This window comes from Paenibacillus sp. FSL R5-0749 (assembly GCF_038595085.1).
Taxonomy (GTDB): Bacteria; Bacillota; Bacilli; order Paenibacillales; family Paenibacillaceae; genus Paenibacillus.
Window position 1 is genome coordinate 4,268,536 of record NZ_CP152005.1, and the last position, 17,011, is coordinate 4,285,546.

Genomic DNA, 17,011 nt, shown 5'->3' on the forward strand with positions numbered 1-17,011 from the left:
TTACGTCAAAAAATTGATTAACCGCAAACCGGCTTCAAGTTCGGAACTTCCCTTCCCAACACCCGGTAATAAATCTGCTCGTATTCATGCCGAATGGCATCATTGCAAAAGTCATGATGTGCGCGCTGAAGACACGCTTCCCTGAACTCCGCAGCCAAACGATCGTCCGTTAACAAACGGACGGTGTTCTCGGCCATGGATTGTGTATCCCCAATGGCGGATAAGAATCCCGTCTTGCCATGTAAGACCAGTTCCGGAATTCCTCCAGCCTGTGAACCGATCGTGGGTACGCCGCAAGCCATTGCTTCGAGCGCCACAAGTCCGAAACTTTCCTTCTCCGATGGAAGCATCAACACGTCAGCCATGGAGATCACTTGGGCAATATCATCCTGCTTACCAAGGAAATGAACCTTATCATTTAAGCCGAGATCATTAATCTTCCATTGCATCTTCGGCAAATCGGGCCCTTCTCCTACAAATAACAGTTTTGCCGGAACCTGCTCCTGTACCTGACGGAAGACCTCTACCACATCCTGAGTTCTCTTCACCGGTCGGAAGTTGGAAATGTGCATTAATATTTTTTCTTCAGGCGCAGCAAAGTCTCTTCGCAGACTGGCAGCATCCCGTGGATAATATATTCGTTTGTCAATAAAATTATAGGTTAAATCAATTGGACGTTGAATATCCAGCAATTCGACCGTTTCCCGAATCAAATCTTGTGATACAGCAGTAACCGCATCACTTTCATTGATGGCAAGTCGAATCAGATCCTTCAGAGATTCATCCTGAGCCAGAACCGTAATATCCGTTCCATGTAACGTGGTAACTACTTTCAAGCCGTCCCCTACCATCTGTTTCGCGAGAAAGGCGCATACGGCGTGTGGCACTGCATAATGAACATGCAGCAGATCCAGCTGCTGTGACTTAGCCACCTGGGCCATCTTCGTTGCCAGTGACAGATCATACGGAGGGTAACGGAAAACATAATAATCATTTACTTCAACTTCGTGATAAAAAATATTTTTCTGGAACGTACCCAGTCTGAACGGGATACTGTTGGCAATAAAATGAACCTGATGCCCCTGTTCGGCAAGCAATTTGCCCAGCTCCGTTGCGACAACGCCAGACCCTCCGAGGGACGGATAACAGGTGATGCCGATTTTTAACTTTTGATCCATCCGGTGGACGCTCCTTTGATCTCCCGCTTCATGCAGGTTGATATAATGCAACGGAATAATGAAACAAATCGTCTCATTAATACGTAGAAAATGAAATCGTTTATTGGGCACTCGGGCCAAATTGATGAACCACGTAAGGCGTAATTGTAGCAAATCCTTCTGCAAACGGGATGAGACTTCGTTGTCCGAGCAACGAATCACGGGCTCTTACACGTTCAATGTACCCCTGATTCAATGGCGTCGAGACCGCTCCGTCTCCCAGTTCGAATTGGGAACGATAAGAGAGCAATGAAGTTTCTTTTTGCTCATAGTGTTCCGTAATATCTACAATCAAATCCGTAGGTCCAATGTCATTAATAAAGTAAAAATAAAGTTCCTTCACCTGCACGGCAGGCATATCTGGCATGTAGTTCCGAAGCTTGGCATTAAAAACAGCCTCCTGCACAAGCTTACTGCAATTGACATGATCCGGATGACGATCTTCCCAATAGGGAGCAAATACCATCCGAGGGGCATGATGGCGGATCTCAGCCGTTACTGCCTGTACATGTTCTGGAGTAAGATACAACCCACGATCAGGAAGCCCCAGATTCGTTCGACACGAAAGACCGAGGACGCGGGAGGCTTGCTCCGCTTCCTCGGTTCTGCGCTCTACTGTTCCGTTGGAGGACATCTCAGCACGAGTCAGATCACACACGCCTACTTTCAAGCCAGCAGCGGTATGTTTGGCAATCGTTCCACCCATACCAATCTCCGCATCATCCGCATGAGCTCCAAAGATGAGAATATCCAGACTCATTCGGAATCACCTGAATTCAATCCAGCCTCCGGCTTGTATTTATGTACCAGCTCTCTCCAGGCAAAATCGCCACGATCCAGTGCCTTAACCAGAATCTCAGCGGTTGCGATATTCGTGGCAAGTGGAATTCCCTGCACATCACAAAGACGTAACAATGCATTGATATCTGGCTCGTGAGGTTGTGCCATCAGTGGATCTCGCAGGAATATAATCAGATCCATCTCATTTTGAGCAACCAGAGCTCCAATCTGCTGATCTCCGCCCAATGGGCCTGATTCAAATCGATGAATCTTCAGAGAGGTTCCTTCCATAATACGAAGGCCTGTGGTTCCTGTAGAATACAATTGATGGTCCGTAAAAACAGGCTCATATGCTGTCACGAAATTAACCATCTCTTCTTTTTTACGATCATGGGCGATAAATGCTATTTTCAACATGACAATCTCCTTTTAGTCGATAAAGTGGTCAAATCCGTAGATCATTCCTGTATATTCCATAACCTTTTGCACACCAATCTTAACACCAGGCATATAACCTGCGCGCTCGTAGGAGTCATGCCGAATTTTGAGTGACTGTCCATAGTCTCCGAAAACAACTTCCTGCTGTGCGAATACACCAGGCAAACGTACACTGTGAATTCGGAAGCCGTTGTAATAACCGCCACGTGATCCTTCGATCGTTTCTTCCTCATTTGGGTTACCCTGGCGAAGTTCTTCCCGATTGGCAGCAATCAGTTCAGCCGTTTTGATCGCTGTTCCGGAAGGAGCATCCAGCTTCTGATCCCCGTGATATTCGATAATCTCCACATTCGGCATATGTTTGGCAGCCTGTGCTGCGAATCGCATCATCAAAATGGCACCGATCGAGAAGTTAGGGGCAATAAGCCCTCCAATTCCTTTGTCCTGGCATTGCTTGTCCAACTGTTCAATCTGCTCCGGCGTAAAGCCGGTAACACCCATGACAGGTCTAACCCCATGACGAATCGCGATCTCGGTATGTGCAAATGCATATTGCGGCACTGTAAAATCAACCATAACCTGAGGTTTTGTTTCGGCAAACGCCATTTCGATATCATCAGTCACCAGCACTCCACACTCCGGCAAACCAACAAGGGTTCCTGCATCCGTGCCTGCCCCGGAGCGGTTGACAGCCGCTGCAAGCTCCAATTCCGGGTCCTGAAGTACCAATTTCACAACTTCACGGCCCATTCGGCCAGCCGCTCCGATCACGGCAACTCTAATTACTTCACTCATATTGACTGCATCTCCTCGCTATGTTGGATCATATCGTTGAATCCATTTCAACTCAAAAGAATCTTTGCAAAATGAATTCTTATTGAATGGATTTCATACGTTGCTTGATTTCCTGTAACATCTGATGCAGCTGCCCATTCTGCGGGTCCAGCAAAATTGCCTCACGCAGCACCTTAATGGCATAGTCAAATTCATTCAAATCACTGTAAGCCAGCGCAAGCATAACATGAGCTTCCACGGAGAGCGGATCAAGTTTGACCGCTTCTTGCAGAAGCGTTGACGCTTCCACATAGCGCTCCTGTGTTGCAATACCCGCCTGCTCCAACAGCAACTTCGCTCTGGAGATCAATTGTTTCGCTTCCAACGTCTGCAGATGTAAAATATACTCTTCTGTTCCTGGCGACAATTCAACCGCCTTACGCGCATATTCAAGCGCCGGAACCAGATGTTTGCTGCGGGCGTGGGTAATGGAACAGCGATAATATAACTCCGCATGTTTGGGATGAGCGTGAATGGCTGACTCGAACCAACGAATCGCCTGCTCAAAATCATTTTGCAATATACAGCGGTAAGCCTGCTGCATATATTCTTCCGGTTTCATCATTAAGCTGACCCTCCCCGATCGGGTGATGGTACAGCATATGTAATCTACGCCTAATCGGTGTTTTTGGGAGTCCACCGATTGGCATCGCGGGTGTTAAATTTATGCATGACTTTGTCGTGTGCCTCAGCTAGATCAATGCCGAGTGAGTTCGCAAAACAAATCGTGATAAATAAAATATCTCCAAGCTCAAGTTCAATGGAATTGGCCGCTTCGGAAGATTTCTTTGGCTTCTCGCCAAACTCATGATTCACTTCCCTGGCAAGCTCCCCAACCTCTTCAGACATCCGGGCCAACATGGCCAGAGGACTGAAATACCCCTCCTTGAACTGGGAGATATACTGATCAACCTCACGCTGCATTTCTGCGATGCTTTTCTCCATGAGAACGGATTCTCCTTTTGAAATGATGTCGTATTTGTTCCTAATAATATCAGTTATTTAGATTCACTTCCACCATCATCAGCGACAAATCATTTTTAAAGAATCAATAAACAGGTATACTAGGATGGGAATGATTGCTTCTTCATTCTAATTTATATACAGCGAGGGATCTTATGAGCACTGCCAAAACCTGGGTTCAAGTTAAACTGGTACTCCCCATCCTGTTGGGTACAGCCTTATATGCCTTTGGGCTCCTCTATTTTATTATCCCTAACCAGCTTATGGAAGGTGGCCTCACCGGGGTTACCGTGCTGATTAATTATGCTTTCGGCATCTCACCTTCTCTAACGACCTTGATTCTTAATGTTCCCCTATTTCTGATCGGGCTCAAAATTTTGGGCGGCAGACAGATGATTTATACAGGTATCGGAATCGGGGCTTTGACCGTTTTTCTATGGTTGTTTGAAAAGTTGATTCATCTGGGCTGGATTGAACCATTACATACCGAGAATGACTTGCTGTTAGCTGCACTATATGCAGGTGTCACCCTTGGAGCCGGTCTTGGCATCGTATTTCGTTGGGGTGGAACGACGGGCGGTTCAGACATCATTGCTCGTATTCTCAATCGCAAGTATGGGTGGAGTATGGGACGAGTATTACTGGGCATCGATTTTGTTATTATCGGGCTCTCTCTCATCTACATCCCCAAAGAAAAAATCCTGTATACGCTCGTAGCTGTATTCATTGCTTCCAAAGTCATCGACTTTATTCAGGAAGGTGCATATTCTGCCCGGGCATTTATGATCATTAGTGACCATGCACCCGAGATTGCGGACCAGATCACACGGGATATGGATCGTGGCGTTACCCTCATTCCAGCCATTGGCGCATACTCTAAACAGGCCAAACACATGGCCTACTGTGTGATCTCCAGGCAAGAGTTCCGGCGTCTGCAGACTATTGTACGTTCCATAGACCCCAGAGCTTTTGTCATCATCAGCGATGTTCACGATGTACATGGAGAAGGTTTCAAAGAAAGCTGACATGCTGTAGAAACTACAAAAAGACCTCTTTTCACATGAAGAGCCGTTACCGTGGCTGTTTATGCGAAAGAGGTCTTTTTTTATAATAAATATACCACGATCAAGTTTATATCCAATTAGCGCCGAAAAGGAAAAATCCCCTGCTGCTGTGCACGATATTTACGATATCCGGCGTAACTTAGCGTCGCCACAATGACCGAACTTATCAGCAGCCCGGCTGCCCTCCGATCAGGGCCTTGTACAAACGGTACAAAGGCACTCTCGTCCTTCTCGCGACCAAATAACTGGTTCACCAGCTCCTCCCCGTGGCCCACCATGCTCTTTAACTGAGCCAGATCAGGCTGCTTTGCAGCGGTAAGCCCTTTGGTATGAGATAACCAAGCGTCCATCTGAGCAATTTCATACGGTTCACGTCGAATCAGAGCGGCTGGACGTATTGTCTCATAATGCTCCTCCAAAACGGTGTAACGATTTGCCAGCACAGCCGCAGTTTGCCCTTGATCTGTAGCAACGGATAAAGCATCCAGATCGTTTTTCACGATTTTATAATACTGAAGCCATAAAGGCTTGGTTGGATTCGCGAGACTATCTGCTGCAAGTCTGAGTTTGGCAGAGGACTGCTGAAGAGAAGCATCGTCATTTTTCACCTTCACAACGGCTTGTTTCACTTCAACTATGGTTTCGGATAAGGCGTGAATGCCTTCGACTGTCGTTTGTCCCTCAAAGGAGATATGCTCCAGACTTTTACTGATACGCAGAATGCTTCCTCGCACTTCTTCAATATTGTTCTCTAGTGCCTGACGATACAAAATGGCTGCTTCTTCATTAAGTTGTGCAATTGAATTGCTAGTGGACACTTGCTGATCCGAAATCGAATTCAGTCCATCACTTTGCGCGGATACACGATATGCTAAGTTCGTCCAAAGCAGCAGAGCCATGAACGATACCACCAATAAGCCGGTTTTGATCCCAAACGTTCTCTTCATGGACATCCCTCCCACCACCAATGTATGGCGGGGGACAACTCGTTAGAACAAGCAGAAGAGGATTCCGTAGCTACTGGATTTGTGACATAGAAAAAGCCGCTAAAATAGCGACTCTTCATGAGACTGTTATTCACTCCCCAAAGTATGAGCTCAGGTACGTCTTGCCTGTCTTAAGGCTAGCCACGCGCACAGAATGCTCACCAGTGTCAGTCCGAATGTGAAATTACGCACACCATCTACATGATCATAGAGGGAGGCGGGTAACCAAGGGTAAATATCATATGTATAATCCATTGTATCGTTCAACAGCGTCCAGAGACCTGCAATGACAAGGGCAGCCCATCGGAAGCCGAAAAAGCGTACATATATAAGAGCTTCAATCGCCATTGCACTATGCGAAGCAATCAACATCCAGTCTTGCCAGTGCTGTGTGCCACCTTGCATCCAGCCAGCGAAAATAATGGATACGGCCCACACGCCATATTTCACAGATGTGACCACAGCAAGCGCCTGAATCACATGTCCGATCCGTTGGATAACGATGGACCGTGGTGGGTACAAGATCCATAGCAACGCTAAAGTAAAAAACAAACTCGCTGTTGGACTATCAGGCACAAATACGATCTGCCACACCGGTTGCTCAGCCAGCGTCAATTTCATTTGCTCTCCGTACCAGATGTATCCGTATACCGTTCCTACCGCATTACACCAAAATAATAGCCACAGGAAATAACGATTGGTCAGAAACTCCCTGCTCCAGAAATACGATAAAGCCACATTCCCTGCCCCTTCCTTCATCATATATTGCGCACATACAGGTCCAAAAAACACTTCAAAAAAACCTGACCGCATAAACGATCAGGTTTCATTGGTTATTTCAATTTTACTGTTCTGCTTTCTGTTTCGCAAGCCATTCGGTCAGATGAGTAATCTCTTCATCCGTTACACCTTGAGCAATAGCATTATTGTACTGAGGAGGCATCTCGTTGTAGCCTTCTTTGATAATGGTCAGAATCTCTTCCTGGCTGTGCTTGTCACCCACACCTCGAAGTGAAGGTCCACTTGCCCCCTTCATATCAGCCGCATGGCAACCAATACACCCAGCCTTCTTGTACGTTTCCATTGCAGGATCATCCTGTTCCACGATCGCAACTTCTTCTTGCTGTCCAGGCGCATTGGAAACTGGAGGGAGCCCCTGTTCACGCCTCTCCAGCGCTTCTTCTTCACGTTGAATATGTTCAGGCTTCTGTCCACTTGCTTCCAACTCATGCTCGTAGTGTGTCCACGCTACATTCGTCAGATAGAATACAGAAATGACCGACAGAATCATCAGTGATGAAGCAATGGGGCGCTTATAGAAACGCCGCTCCTTACCTGTGTCCAGAAATGGTGCCAGCAGCAACGCTCCAAAAGCGACCCCGCTGACCCCCAGTACCCCGAGCAACACGTAATCGCCCGATGCGTATGGATACTTCAAGTACTGATACAGAAAAAGGAAGTACCAGTCCGGCATGGGTATAACGGATGCGCTTGGATTGGCCGGATACCCCAAAGGTGCAGGTTCTGAGATCGTTAGTACCAAAATCCCCACCAATACAACGACACCAACCATCCATTCTTTCAGCAGGAAGTTAGGAATAAAGGCTTCTGATTTGCCGGGATACGCCGTGTAATCAGGCGGGGTAATGAATCCCGCACCTTTACGAACCCGTGAATCACCGACAAAGATAACCTTTTCCTCATCATGCTTCTTATGTCCGTGAGCCATTGCGATTCCTCCCTTCTTTCGTTTATAGTGGTCCCGAAATGCCCTGTCTGCGGATCATGATAAAGTGTCCGACCAGAAGCACCAGAAGCACAGCGGGGAGGAAGAATACGTGCAGGGCAAAGAATCGGGTTAGTGTCTGTGCACCAACAATCGTACCGCCTTGCAGGAATTCTTTAATAATTGGTCCCAACCAAGGAACCGTATTGGCAATCTCCAGTGTTACTTTTGTTGCGAAATAGGCTTTGTTATCCCATGGCAACAAGTACCCTGTCAGACCCAGGCCCAACATGACGAAAAAGATCAGCATGCCGACAACCCAGTTCATTTCACGCGGTGCCTTGTAAGAGCCTGTAAAGAACACACGCATCGTATGTAAGAACATCATTACGATAACCAGACTGGCTCCCCAGTGGTGCATGCCGCGAACAATTTGGCCGAAGGCTACTTTGGTCTGCAAATACTCCACACTTGCGTAGGCATTGATAATATCAGGTACGTAATACATGGTCAGGAACATGCCTGACAGAATCTGAATAACAGTAATAAAGAACGTCAATCCACCAAAGCAGTACACGAATGCGGAAAAGTGATGAGCCGGATTTACATGCTCTGGAACTTCATGATCCGCAACGTCCCGCCATATTGGCGTGATATCGAGACGCTCGTCAATCCAGTCATAGACATTTTTAAACATCTGCGTTCACGCCTCCTAATTCACTCGGGTGTTCGGAACAATGTCGCCCAGATATACCCAACCCTGCTCTTCCTTGACTACGTACTCATCCAGCGGTTTGGGGGCTACGGCAAGATTCTTCCCTTCCTTGTCATAGTGCGCGCCATGGCAGGGGCAATGATACTCGTCAGGGTACTGTTTGTCACTATTCCAGCCTACTGTACATCCCAGATGTTTACAGATAGGTGAAAGTGCATAAATTTTTCCCTGCTCGTCTTTGCGAATCCACGCCACTAACGATGCATTACTCAGATACCAACCATCCTGTTGTTTAAGTTCAAAGGTGAATTCTTGAGGCTCATTCGTAATTTTGCTGATTTCAGCTACTTTGACAGAGGTGCCTTCTCCCTTATGTTGCAAAATCGGGTCCACCGCAAAACGGACCATAGGAAGGATTGCACCGGCGGCCATGTAGGCTGTAGCTCCACCAAGCGTGTAGGTCAAAAACTGCCTGCGTGACATCTCCATGCGGCTTGGCAATTTCAATGAAGCTTCGTGGTGGTCATGCTCACTGCTCATACTGTCTCCAACCCCCTTTTTCAGCCAACTCTCTCAACCGTTTTCATTTTCATAAATTCCACGACTTACTAGAACATACATAATCATATAGTAGCCCTAGAACACCGTCAAGAATTTGTCACACATTTTTAAGGTTCATTTGTAAGCGTTATTAAAAAAATGTTGTAAAATTGTCACATTTGTCGCCAAAAACTATTTTTTCCACAACTCTCGTATCTTTTCCCCTACAAATCTCGCAATGCCCTCTTCTCCGACCTCATGAGTTAATACGGACCGACTCAAAACCAGATCAGCAGAAGGAATTTCCACCTCATTTAATTGACCATCTGATGACATAATAACCACATATTTGAATCCTGAAGACTTAAGCTGTGAAGACAAGGAATTTAATGTCATTGACAATTCCGGATTAGCATAGTGAAAGGCTGGATAAGTCATGATTCTCCCTTTGAAAGGAATTTCGACCAGATCCAGAAAATCTCTCAGCCGCTCCAATGCCTCGGTAACTTCAACCGGCGACTGCTCACCGCTAAGAGCTGTATATGGAATAAGGCATGTATCCAGATAGAGTTGCAGTTCAGCCCAGCTGTCTTGAGTCATCTCACTGAATTTCAATTCCCTATATCCCCTCTCTATCCATTTTATTCCCATATTATATATGACCATTTCTTATAAATCCAGACATTCATTTCGTAATTTCACATATCAAAAAAGGAAACACGCATATGCGCATTCCCTTTTATCTCAGAAAGGAACTATTTTGCCCATCAGTTTATGGTCCTCAGTTCATCCGTCAGACTCCGGAAAGCTACTTCGTCTCCGGTAGCTAACGCTTTATCGATTTCCAAATAGAGCTTCTCGCTGCGCTGTTTGCGAAGCGCTTCGTCCCACACCATCTCAGCTGCTAGCCCCAACATGACTTCATACGTAACTTTCATTTTATCCAATAGGATGCACCTCCAAAACGGATTTAAGAGCTCCTATATTCTTTTCCTTTGGTGACATAACCCAGTGAAGTTCTGGACATCCGCTCCAGATCAGCATCAGTCAACTCACGTATCACTTTGGCAGGTGTCCCCAAAGCAAGAGTATAGGGCGGAATTTTACTATTCTCAGTAACAACAGAACCGGCTCCAATCAGCGTATATTCCCCAATGTCTGCTCCATTCAGCAGAATGGCTCCCATGCCGATTAATGATCCTGTTCCAATACGACAACCATGAATGATCGCTGTGTGTCCTACGGAAACATCATCTCCCACAATTAAAGGTTGATCCGTATTGACATGCCCAACAACATTATCTTGAATATTACAGCGCTTTCCAATGACAATAGGAGCCAAATCAGCCCGCAGGACCGCATTGAACCAGACGGAAGACTCTTCTCCCATTCTCAAATCACCAATTAGTTTCGCACCTTCAGCTATATATACCGAAGAGTGTAACTGAGGTTGTAGGCCCTTGTATGGAATTATCATTATTATCACTCCTTAATTTGGGAGTGATTTTAGCAACTTGTCCTTCACTTGTCAAACATAATAGGTGTAACGTCTCCTGAAATGGAGCGACAGGATGCAGCAAGACGTGAACCCCAAGCTGTCATTTGTATCGTCCGACCTTCCTCATGTTCCCCAATTCGGACCATGCCAAGATGCAACATCATTTTAACAATTCTGTTATCATAGATGGCCTCCGCCGTATCATAATAGAACGGCTGAATGAATGGACCGATCTGACGAAACAGCGACTCGGCGGTCGACCATTCCAAGGCACATTCGCCTGTCCAATACACAATAGAGGACAGATTGGGAATAGCACCTTTATACAATCTTAACCAAAACCTAAATAGCTGTATCATTTCGGCCGTTTTCTCAGCCCCCAGCTTGTCTTCTCCGGTTGGTGACAGCTTCAGCATGCCTTGCTCCTCACGAACCAGCCGGTGGTGAAATGCATAGTCGTAGAGAAGTGCAAAACGATCCGGGTAATCCTTAAATGAACGACCATATCCGAATCTCCAGCCACCTTTGCCCACCAATTCCTCACTAATGTGTAGATGCTCCATAATCTGCTGTTGAGAGCGCCGGTACATCATGCCCTCAGCGTTAAGGGCAATTTCGTGCTGCTGGACAAACTGTAAGAACAACTTGAGATCATCCGCTAAGAGATGATACTCATCCCGATACATGGGCGGTTCCGTTGTTTTGGTGATCCCTGCTCGCAGATGTGTGGATAACACATCCCTGAATCTTAATTTCAGATCCTGTGGCACCTGATACAAATACCTGGTCTGCTGCGTTGTCCCATTGAACAACCATCCACTCTTATTGAAGCGAACGATGAGATCACGTGGACTGGCGCCTGCCTCACTCTCCTTTTTGTCCATCGATTGACGGGCTATGGCAATGAGTTCTTCCATACCATAATACTGGCGAGGATCAAACAACAAGTTGTTCAAAAAGCGCTGATCTGCTTGATTCAGTTGTCGTACCTGCTGCTCAAAAAAGGGTCTGCTGCCCAATGTAGTGAGAATACTCTGGATGAGTTCATGTTTGGAGTTGGGTTTGCATTCACATTGGTAATAGTCTGCAATTCGATTAAGCTGGCCAATATCGGCAAAAGTAAGCATATCCGCTAGATTCATGGGTCCATCGCCTCGCCCGTTAACTACTTCGGCTGCTGATTCGGAGCCTGAAATAGTTTGGTTTTGTAAACATCGTTGACGGAATTCCCATAATCTAAACCTCTTTTTGGAAATCTTTTATGTTTGAATCAATTTCATAATATCTTTAGTGAATTATGAAATTAATTGTTAATCATACTATGCCCCAAGTCGGCCAATCAGAAGAAAAATGAGAGGTTTGAAATCATATAAAGGCTATATTCCCCCTAAAATACAAAAAAACAACCCAAGTTGGATTACTCAGGTTGTTTTGCTGTGTCCAAAGACAGATGTCGTGTGCAATTATATAACAGCGGACTCCAGTCATCACGTTCCTTTTCCAGGATCGTCAGTGACAGGTTTCCAATCCGCTGCGTATACCGATCTTTAAACAAGGCTGATAACAGGTTGGCCAGAAAAGCTCCGTGAGTGACAATGAGTACGTTTTGGTCCGAATAGGCAGACCATAGATCTTCCAGAAACGCCATTGCACGAAGCTGGATATCCGCAATCTTCTCCTGTCCCAAGTCCAATGTCTCCCAGGATTGGCCCCAACGGGCAACCCGCTCTTCTGACGTCAGACCTTCAATCTGACCAAAAGCCCTTTCTTTCAACCGTGCGTCCGGCTCAAGCATAGGTACATTTAACAGTTTGGAGATAATCTCCCCTGTTTCCTGTGCCCGCGATAATCCACTTGTGATGATATGGTCCCACTGGTAATCTTCAGTCAACAGACGTCTTCCCAGTCGCTCAGCCTGTTCACGACCTTCCCCATTCAGAGGTATATCAGTCTGCCCCTGTATACGGCCTGCCGCATTCCAGTCTGTAAGACCGTGACGAATAAGCCCGATTCGCACTTTCATCCCTCATTTCTCCACACGGCGAACGAAAGGTTATTACCTATGCACTCGCACTTTGTTTACGTTTATTCGTTGTTCGATGCATACGGCCAAGAGAAAATAACGCCATTCCAATTGCAAGTAAAGACAGGGCCATCCAATACTGCGGATAAGCAGGTCCCATACTCACTACAAAAGGTTCGATAATGCTTCCTCTATCCGCTCCAGTCATGTCGTACTGATATAATCCAGATGACGAAGGTGCGCTTCCGGCAACTCCTGTCTCCAGAATACCCGTAGCAACAACTTTGGTTTGCTCAGCTTCTGACACATCTGGCTTAAACATTGCCATGTACAGAAAGCTGCATAAAAAAATAGCCAGGAACGCGGCAATCCACAAAGACATATGCTTGCGGATCGCAGCAGAGAAACGATTAACCTTTGCCTCCTCCGGCAATAACCATGGAGACTCCGCATAAATCCGGTCCATAACGTTACGGTTCACTCTCTCTGCCTGTTGTTCTGTCACTGGAATCGGGATGCTGTGCAGCAAGATCTGGGCTTCTTCCCAAACCTCAAACTGCTCGGAGCAGTCTTCACAACCAGCGAGATGAGCATGAAATGCAATCCGCTGAGGATGATTCTCCGGCAAGTCCCAGACCAGTGCAAACAGTTCCTGGGCATCATTGCAATTCATCGGTTCTTCATCCCTTCATATGGCTCGTACACCGGTTCGAAGAAATAAGGTTCCAATTGAGTTTTTACGCTTGATCTTGCTCTGAATAATAGCGATTTCACAGAACTGACGCTCTGCCCAAGAATATTCGCAATCTCCTGGTAGTCTAGTTGATCATACTCGCGGAGTATAATCGCAGAACGTTGCTTCTCCGGCAAGTTGTTAATCGCATCTCTAACCAGCATCACCCGCTCGCTGCGCAGTACAGCATACTCCGGTGCATTCTCCGAAGGAGCAACGGGAACAATCCCGCTCTCTTCAAGTGGGACATTTCCGCTGCGCTGTTTGCGAAGCTCACTCAGTACCGTATTTCTCGCAATGGTATATAACCAAGTTGAGAATGAGGCATCCACCTCACGGAAAGAGTGCAGACTGCGGAACGCCTTATAGAAAGTCTCAGAACAGAGATCTTCCGCAAGCAGCTCCATATTGGAACTTTTCAACATATGATATACGAAAGCCAGTATTTTACGCTGATAACGACTCATCAGCTCGGAATATAACTCCAGGTTACCTTCCTTGATCTCTCGAATCAACTGGGAATCCGTCATTTGAGTGCGACCCCTCCTCGCCCATCCATGTGCTTCTCCCCGTTCGACTCTATCCATGTATTACCGAACAGGCACAAAAAAGTTGCGGTTTTCACCGCATATAAACAGCGTTCAGCGCCATAACTGGCCTTCCCGCCAAATTCCCCTATGTAATGGCAATTTCCCCAACGTTTCTACATTAACAGTATTTATTGTACAACGGTCTGCATCATCCTGGCAAATCCATTGCTGTCCACAGAACCCGACCTGTCATTCATATGCAGTCATTTTCACGTTCATGACTTCATTTAGAGCCTTTTTGGTAAGCCTTTCATATATAGACGGACGAAGTGCTAAAAAGGTTACAAAAATGTGATATTTTTTTGATTTCAGGCCCTCAAAAAAAGGAGTTATTATCCTGAATTACCGAAAGATATAATTAATTCAAACAATTTTATTTAAAGTGTTGACAGAATGAAAACGTATACATATAATAAGGGTACAGTATGGTTTCTCTCCACTCCTATCCAATAACTGTATTGCTCCACGTGAGCAATGGCCGCTTTTGTAAGCGGTCTTTTTTTTGTCTTCAAAAAGGAATTACCTCTAGTTTAGAGGTTAATATTTGCATTCATCTTTTATATATCGCCCTCTTTGATTTCTGAGGAAATTCATATAACAACTCCAATGCAACTCCACAAAAAAAGAGGGCTTTCGCCCCCTTTCTCGTCTTATACCCACACTTGATAGCCTAAGGAATCCAACAATGTCTTGGCTCGTTCCATATCCTCTTCCTGACGGAAAGACAGACGCATGATGCCCGGCACATCCACCCGGTTTTCGATAATCTCCAAGTTGCTCAGGTTAATGTCATTCGCCCCAAGCTCAGTTGCGATCTTACCAATCATACCCGGAGCATCCTGGACATCGGTGTACAGATCAAATAACGGTGAGATCATGCCTTTGCGTCGTTCGGGCAATACACTGCGGAACTCACGGGCCTGACGGAATGCTTCCTCTATGCCATCACCGTTCTTATGTTCCAGCATATCCGTAAAGGCCGTCATTTGGCTATTCCAGTCCTTAAGCAAGCCCATTAGGACATCACGGTTGCTAAGCAAGATATCTCTCCATACAATTGCATCACTGGACGCAATCCGGGTAATATCCCGGAAACCACCTGCAGCCAGCATTTTATACAGCGGATTTGACTCATTATATTCACGCACCTGATTGACCAGCGCAACAGCAATAACATGTGGCAAATGACTAATCGCACCCACGATGTCATCGTGCAGCAGAGGCTCCACACGCACGATCTGTGCGCGCGTATAGGCAAGCAGCTCCGACAACCTGCTGTAAGCTTCTTCAGGTACTTGCTCTGAAGGGGTTAAGACATAATATGCATTCTCAAACAACACGGCTGAGGCCGCATCCACGCCTGCACGCTCCGACCCTGCCATAGGATGACCACCAATGAAGTAAGCGTCAGTCAGCCGCACATGCTCGGCACAAGCGGCAATGGAAGCCTTGGTGCTTCCTACATCCGTGATGATACATCCTTTCTTCAATGGCAGCCTGGAAAGCTTCTCGAAATAGGACTCAAGCAAACCTACGGGAACGCATAAAAAAATAAAGTCGGCATCCTCTACCGCTTCTTCCAGTGAGAGCGTAGCATCATCCACTACACCGCTCGCTATGTACTTGTCCTTCAGTTCATCCAAGTGGGCATAGCCCATCACGGTTACACCTGGCTTGCCTTTGAAGCAGAGCGCAAGTGAACCGCCGATGAGTCCTACACCAATCATTGCAATTTTTAGTTTCATGGGTCCTCACTCTTTCATCGCCAGTATTAAGGGCTTGCTACCGCCTTCTCAGCCAGCGTGTTCTCCAGTGCCGTGACAAATGCACGGTTCTGTTCTGATGTTCCGACGGACACACGAATGTAAGTTGGGTATACGTGGAATCCTGGGCGAACGATAATGCCTTGTTTCAGCAAGGATTGGAACGCCGTTGCCGAAGGCATGTTCAGATCAACCATAATGAAATTACCTTGTGAAGGGAAATACGACAATCCGAGCCGTGTAAATTCATTTTGCAGGAAATCCCGATCCGTTGCATTCCGCTTCGCGCACTCTTGAACAAAATCCTGATCCAGTAGTGCAGCGGTTGCCGCAACCTGTGCAAATCGCGAAGTGTTAAACGGCTCACGTACACGGTTAATCAAATCAATAATTTCGGGACGTGCGATGCCGTATCCGATCCGGAGCGAAGCCAAACCATAAATTTTGGAGAATGTCCGCAGAATGACCAAGTTCGGATACCGTTCGATCAATGGTATGCTTTGCGGATATGCTTCATCGGTTACGAATTCATAATAAGCTTCGTCCAGTACAACCATCACATGAGCAGGTACACGGTCCATAAAGGCTGTAAGTTCCTGCTCAGAGATAATCGTACCTGTCGGATTATTTGGATTACACACCCAGACCGCTTTCGTTTTGTCGTTGATTTGCGCAAGCATCGCGCTCAGATCATGCGTTCCATCTTTAAGAGGCACTTCGATGGTAACGGCTCCTTCAATATCGGCATTGCTTTTGTATACGGAGAATGTCTGATCTGCCATGATGGTCTCGTCACCCGGCAAGAAGAAAGCTCTCGTGATCAAAGCAATAATCTCATCAGAACCACAACCAAATATTAAGTTGTTCCGTTTAATACCAAGATGCTTGGCAAGAACTCCCGTCAGCTCAACCGAGCTACCGTCTGGGTATATGCTTATGTTAGACATTTCTCTCGTAATGGCTTCCAGGGCGGCAGGAGAACTGCCGTATGGGTTTTCGTTGGAGGCCAGTTTGATGACTTGTTCAAGCCCCAGTTCACGTTTCACTTCTTCAATCGGTTTGCCCGGTTGGTACACAGGCAGATTGACAATCTGGGATTTCGGTTTCAACCCGACCGCCTCCTGTTATTGAAATAATGTTA

General features: G+C 46.4%; 21 protein-coding genes. 1 reads left to right on the plus strand and 20 read right to left on the minus strand.

All coding sequences use genetic code 11. From position 1 onward, the window contains the following. Positions 1–17: 17 nt before the first annotated feature. The 6 genes from bshA to MKY85_RS18925 form a co-directional block, all read right to left on the minus strand. Positions 18–1,178, minus strand: coding sequence for an N-acetyl-alpha-D-glucosaminyl L-malate synthase BshA (bshA, locus tag MKY85_RS18900; protein ID WP_342570539.1), 1,161 nt, complete (start codon positions 1,176–1,178; stop codon positions 18–20). Positions 1,179–1,278: 100 nt separating this feature from the next. Beyond that, positions 1,279–1,977, minus strand: a complete 699-nt coding sequence (gene bshB1, locus MKY85_RS18905) for a bacillithiol biosynthesis deacetylase BshB1 (protein WP_342570540.1) — start codon at positions 1,975–1,977, stop codon at positions 1,279–1,281. After that, the gene (mgsA, locus tag MKY85_RS18910) at positions 1,974–2,414 is read right to left on the minus strand and encodes a methylglyoxal synthase (RefSeq protein ID WP_017687735.1); all 441 of its coding nucleotides are present in this window, start codon (positions 2,412–2,414) and stop codon (positions 1,974–1,976) included. The genes bshB1 and mgsA overlap by 4 nt, the downstream gene beginning before the upstream one ends. Positions 2,415–2,426: 12 nt before the next feature. Next, positions 2,427–3,230 (minus strand): 4-hydroxy-tetrahydrodipicolinate reductase, encoded by an 804-nt coding sequence (dapB, locus tag MKY85_RS18915; protein ID WP_339235159.1) that lies wholly within the window; start codon positions 3,228–3,230, stop codon positions 2,427–2,429. Between the two features lie 79 nt (positions 3,231–3,309). Further along, positions 3,310–3,834, minus strand: a complete 525-nt coding sequence (locus MKY85_RS18920; RefSeq protein ID WP_342570541.1) for a tetratricopeptide repeat protein — start codon at positions 3,832–3,834, stop codon at positions 3,310–3,312. Positions 3,835–3,884: 50 nt separating this feature from the next. Beyond that, positions 3,885–4,214: a nucleotide pyrophosphohydrolase gene (locus MKY85_RS18925; protein WP_017687732.1), complete on the minus strand. Its 330-nt coding sequence runs from the start codon at positions 4,212–4,214 to the stop codon at positions 3,885–3,887. A 173-nt stretch (positions 4,215–4,387) separates the two neighbouring features. Here MKY85_RS18925 and MKY85_RS18930 point away from each other — a divergent pair, with 173 nt between their 5' ends. After that, positions 4,388–5,257 (plus strand): YitT family protein, encoded by an 870-nt coding sequence (locus MKY85_RS18930; protein ID WP_253438555.1) that lies wholly within the window; start codon positions 4,388–4,390, stop codon positions 5,255–5,257. Between the two features lie 116 nt (positions 5,258–5,373). On the opposite strand, the gene MKY85_RS18935 is transcribed toward MKY85_RS18930, so the two are convergent. From MKY85_RS18935 to hisC, 14 genes are all read right to left on the minus strand, one after another. After that, on the minus strand, positions 5,374–6,243 hold the full coding sequence (locus MKY85_RS18935; protein WP_342570542.1) for a sporulation protein YpjB: 870 nt from the start codon (positions 6,241–6,243) through the stop codon (positions 5,374–5,376). A 150-nt stretch (positions 6,244–6,393) separates the two neighbouring features. Next, on the minus strand, positions 6,394–7,020 hold the full coding sequence (locus MKY85_RS18940) for a DUF1405 domain-containing protein (RefSeq protein ID WP_342570543.1): 627 nt from the start codon (positions 7,018–7,020) through the stop codon (positions 6,394–6,396). 106 nt (positions 7,021–7,126) lie between these two features. After that, on the minus strand, positions 7,127–8,011 hold the full coding sequence (locus MKY85_RS18945) for a c-type cytochrome (RefSeq protein ID WP_339235171.1): 885 nt from the start codon (positions 8,009–8,011) through the stop codon (positions 7,127–7,129). A 22-nt stretch (positions 8,012–8,033) separates the two neighbouring features. Beyond that, positions 8,034–8,705, minus strand: a complete 672-nt coding sequence (locus tag MKY85_RS18950; RefSeq protein ID WP_017687726.1) for a cytochrome b6 — start codon at positions 8,703–8,705, stop codon at positions 8,034–8,036. A 15-nt stretch (positions 8,706–8,720) separates the two neighbouring features. Then, positions 8,721–9,263 (minus strand): ubiquinol-cytochrome c reductase iron-sulfur subunit, encoded by a 543-nt coding sequence (locus MKY85_RS18955; RefSeq protein ID WP_017687725.1) that lies wholly within the window; start codon positions 9,261–9,263, stop codon positions 8,721–8,723. A 192-nt stretch (positions 9,264–9,455) separates the two neighbouring features. Next, a complete protein-coding gene (locus MKY85_RS18960; protein WP_339235177.1) occupies positions 9,456–9,878 on the minus strand; it encodes a DUF2487 family protein in 423 nt (140 codons plus the stop codon). Positions 9,879–10,030: 152 nt separating this feature from the next. Continuing rightward, on the minus strand, positions 10,031–10,210 hold the full coding sequence (locus MKY85_RS18965; protein ID WP_017687723.1) for an IDEAL domain-containing protein: 180 nt from the start codon (positions 10,208–10,210) through the stop codon (positions 10,031–10,033). A 23-nt stretch (positions 10,211–10,233) separates the two neighbouring features. Next, positions 10,234–10,740, minus strand: a complete 507-nt coding sequence (locus MKY85_RS18970) for a gamma carbonic anhydrase family protein (RefSeq protein ID WP_339235180.1) — start codon at positions 10,738–10,740, stop codon at positions 10,234–10,236. Positions 10,741–10,784: 44 nt separating this feature from the next. After that, complete coding sequence (locus MKY85_RS18975) at positions 10,785–11,903, minus strand: hypothetical protein (RefSeq protein ID WP_339256121.1); 1,119 nt, start codon at positions 11,901–11,903, stop codon at positions 10,785–10,787. A gap of 275 nt (positions 11,904–12,178) precedes the next feature. Further along, a complete protein-coding gene (locus tag MKY85_RS18980; protein ID WP_342573422.1) occupies positions 12,179–12,778 on the minus strand; it encodes a histidine phosphatase family protein in 600 nt (199 codons plus the stop codon). A 43-nt stretch (positions 12,779–12,821) separates the two neighbouring features. Beyond that, on the minus strand, positions 12,822–13,457 hold the full coding sequence (locus MKY85_RS18985) for a hypothetical protein (RefSeq protein WP_339235188.1): 636 nt from the start codon (positions 13,455–13,457) through the stop codon (positions 12,822–12,824). Further along, the gene (locus MKY85_RS18990) at positions 13,454–14,047 is read right to left on the minus strand and encodes a sigma-70 family RNA polymerase sigma factor (protein WP_062835180.1); all 594 of its coding nucleotides are present in this window, start codon (positions 14,045–14,047) and stop codon (positions 13,454–13,456) included. Before MKY85_RS18990 ends, MKY85_RS18985 begins: the two co-directional genes overlap by 4 nt. 710 nt (positions 14,048–14,757) lie before the next feature. Continuing rightward, positions 14,758–15,852 (minus strand): prephenate dehydrogenase, encoded by a 1,095-nt coding sequence (locus MKY85_RS18995; RefSeq protein WP_342570544.1) that lies wholly within the window; start codon positions 15,850–15,852, stop codon positions 14,758–14,760. 26 nt (positions 15,853–15,878) lie between these two features. Next, positions 15,879–16,979 (minus strand): histidinol-phosphate transaminase, encoded by a 1,101-nt coding sequence (gene hisC, locus MKY85_RS19000; protein WP_342570545.1) that lies wholly within the window; start codon positions 16,977–16,979, stop codon positions 15,879–15,881. Positions 16,980–17,011: the final 32 nt, after the last annotated feature.

Coding starts and splice junctions, on each gene's coding strand:
- bshA (WP_342570539.1), bottom strand. CDS start 1,178: ATGGATCAAAAGTTAAAAATCGGCATCACCTGTTATCCGTCCCTCGGA.
- bshB1 (WP_342570540.1), bottom strand. CDS start 1,977: ATGAGTCTGGATATTCTCATCTTTGGAGCTCATGCGGATGATGCGGAG.
- mgsA (WP_017687735.1), bottom strand. CDS start 2,414: ATGTTGAAAATAGCATTTATCGCCCATGATCGTAAAAAAGAAGAGATG.
- dapB (WP_339235159.1), bottom strand. CDS start 3,230: ATGAGTGAAGTAATTAGAGTTGCCGTGATCGGAGCGGCTGGCCGAATG.
- MKY85_RS18920 (WP_342570541.1), bottom strand. CDS start 3,834: ATGATGAAACCGGAAGAATATATGCAGCAGGCTTACCGCTGTATATTG.
- MKY85_RS18925 (WP_017687732.1), bottom strand. CDS start 4,214: ATGGAGAAAAGCATCGCAGAAATGCAGCGTGAGGTTGATCAGTATATC.
- MKY85_RS18930 (WP_253438555.1), top strand. CDS start 4,388: ATGAGCACTGCCAAAACCTGGGTTCAAGTTAAACTGGTACTCCCCATC.
- MKY85_RS18935 (WP_342570542.1), bottom strand. CDS start 6,243: ATGAAGAGAACGTTTGGGATCAAAACCGGCTTATTGGTGGTATCGTTC.
- MKY85_RS18945 (WP_339235171.1), bottom strand. CDS start 8,011: ATGGCTCACGGACATAAGAAGCATGATGAGGAAAAGGTTATCTTTGTC.
- MKY85_RS18950 (WP_017687726.1), bottom strand. CDS start 8,705: ATGTTTAAAAATGTCTATGACTGGATTGACGAGCGTCTCGATATCACG.
- MKY85_RS18955 (WP_017687725.1), bottom strand. CDS start 9,263: ATGAGCAGTGAGCATGACCACCACGAAGCTTCATTGAAATTGCCAAGC.
- MKY85_RS18970 (WP_339235180.1), bottom strand. CDS start 10,740: ATGATAATTCCATACAAGGGCCTACAACCTCAGTTACACTCTTCGGTA.
- MKY85_RS18975 (WP_339256121.1), bottom strand. CDS start 11,903: ATGAATCTAGCGGATATGCTTACTTTTGCCGATATTGGCCAGCTTAAT.
- MKY85_RS18985 (WP_339235188.1), bottom strand. CDS start 13,457: ATGAATTGCAATGATGCCCAGGAACTGTTTGCACTGGTCTGGGACTTG.
- MKY85_RS18990 (WP_062835180.1), bottom strand. CDS start 14,047: ATGACGGATTCCCAGTTGATTCGAGAGATCAAGGAAGGTAACCTGGAG.
- MKY85_RS18995 (WP_342570544.1), bottom strand. CDS start 15,852: ATGAAACTAAAAATTGCAATGATTGGTGTAGGACTCATCGGCGGTTCA.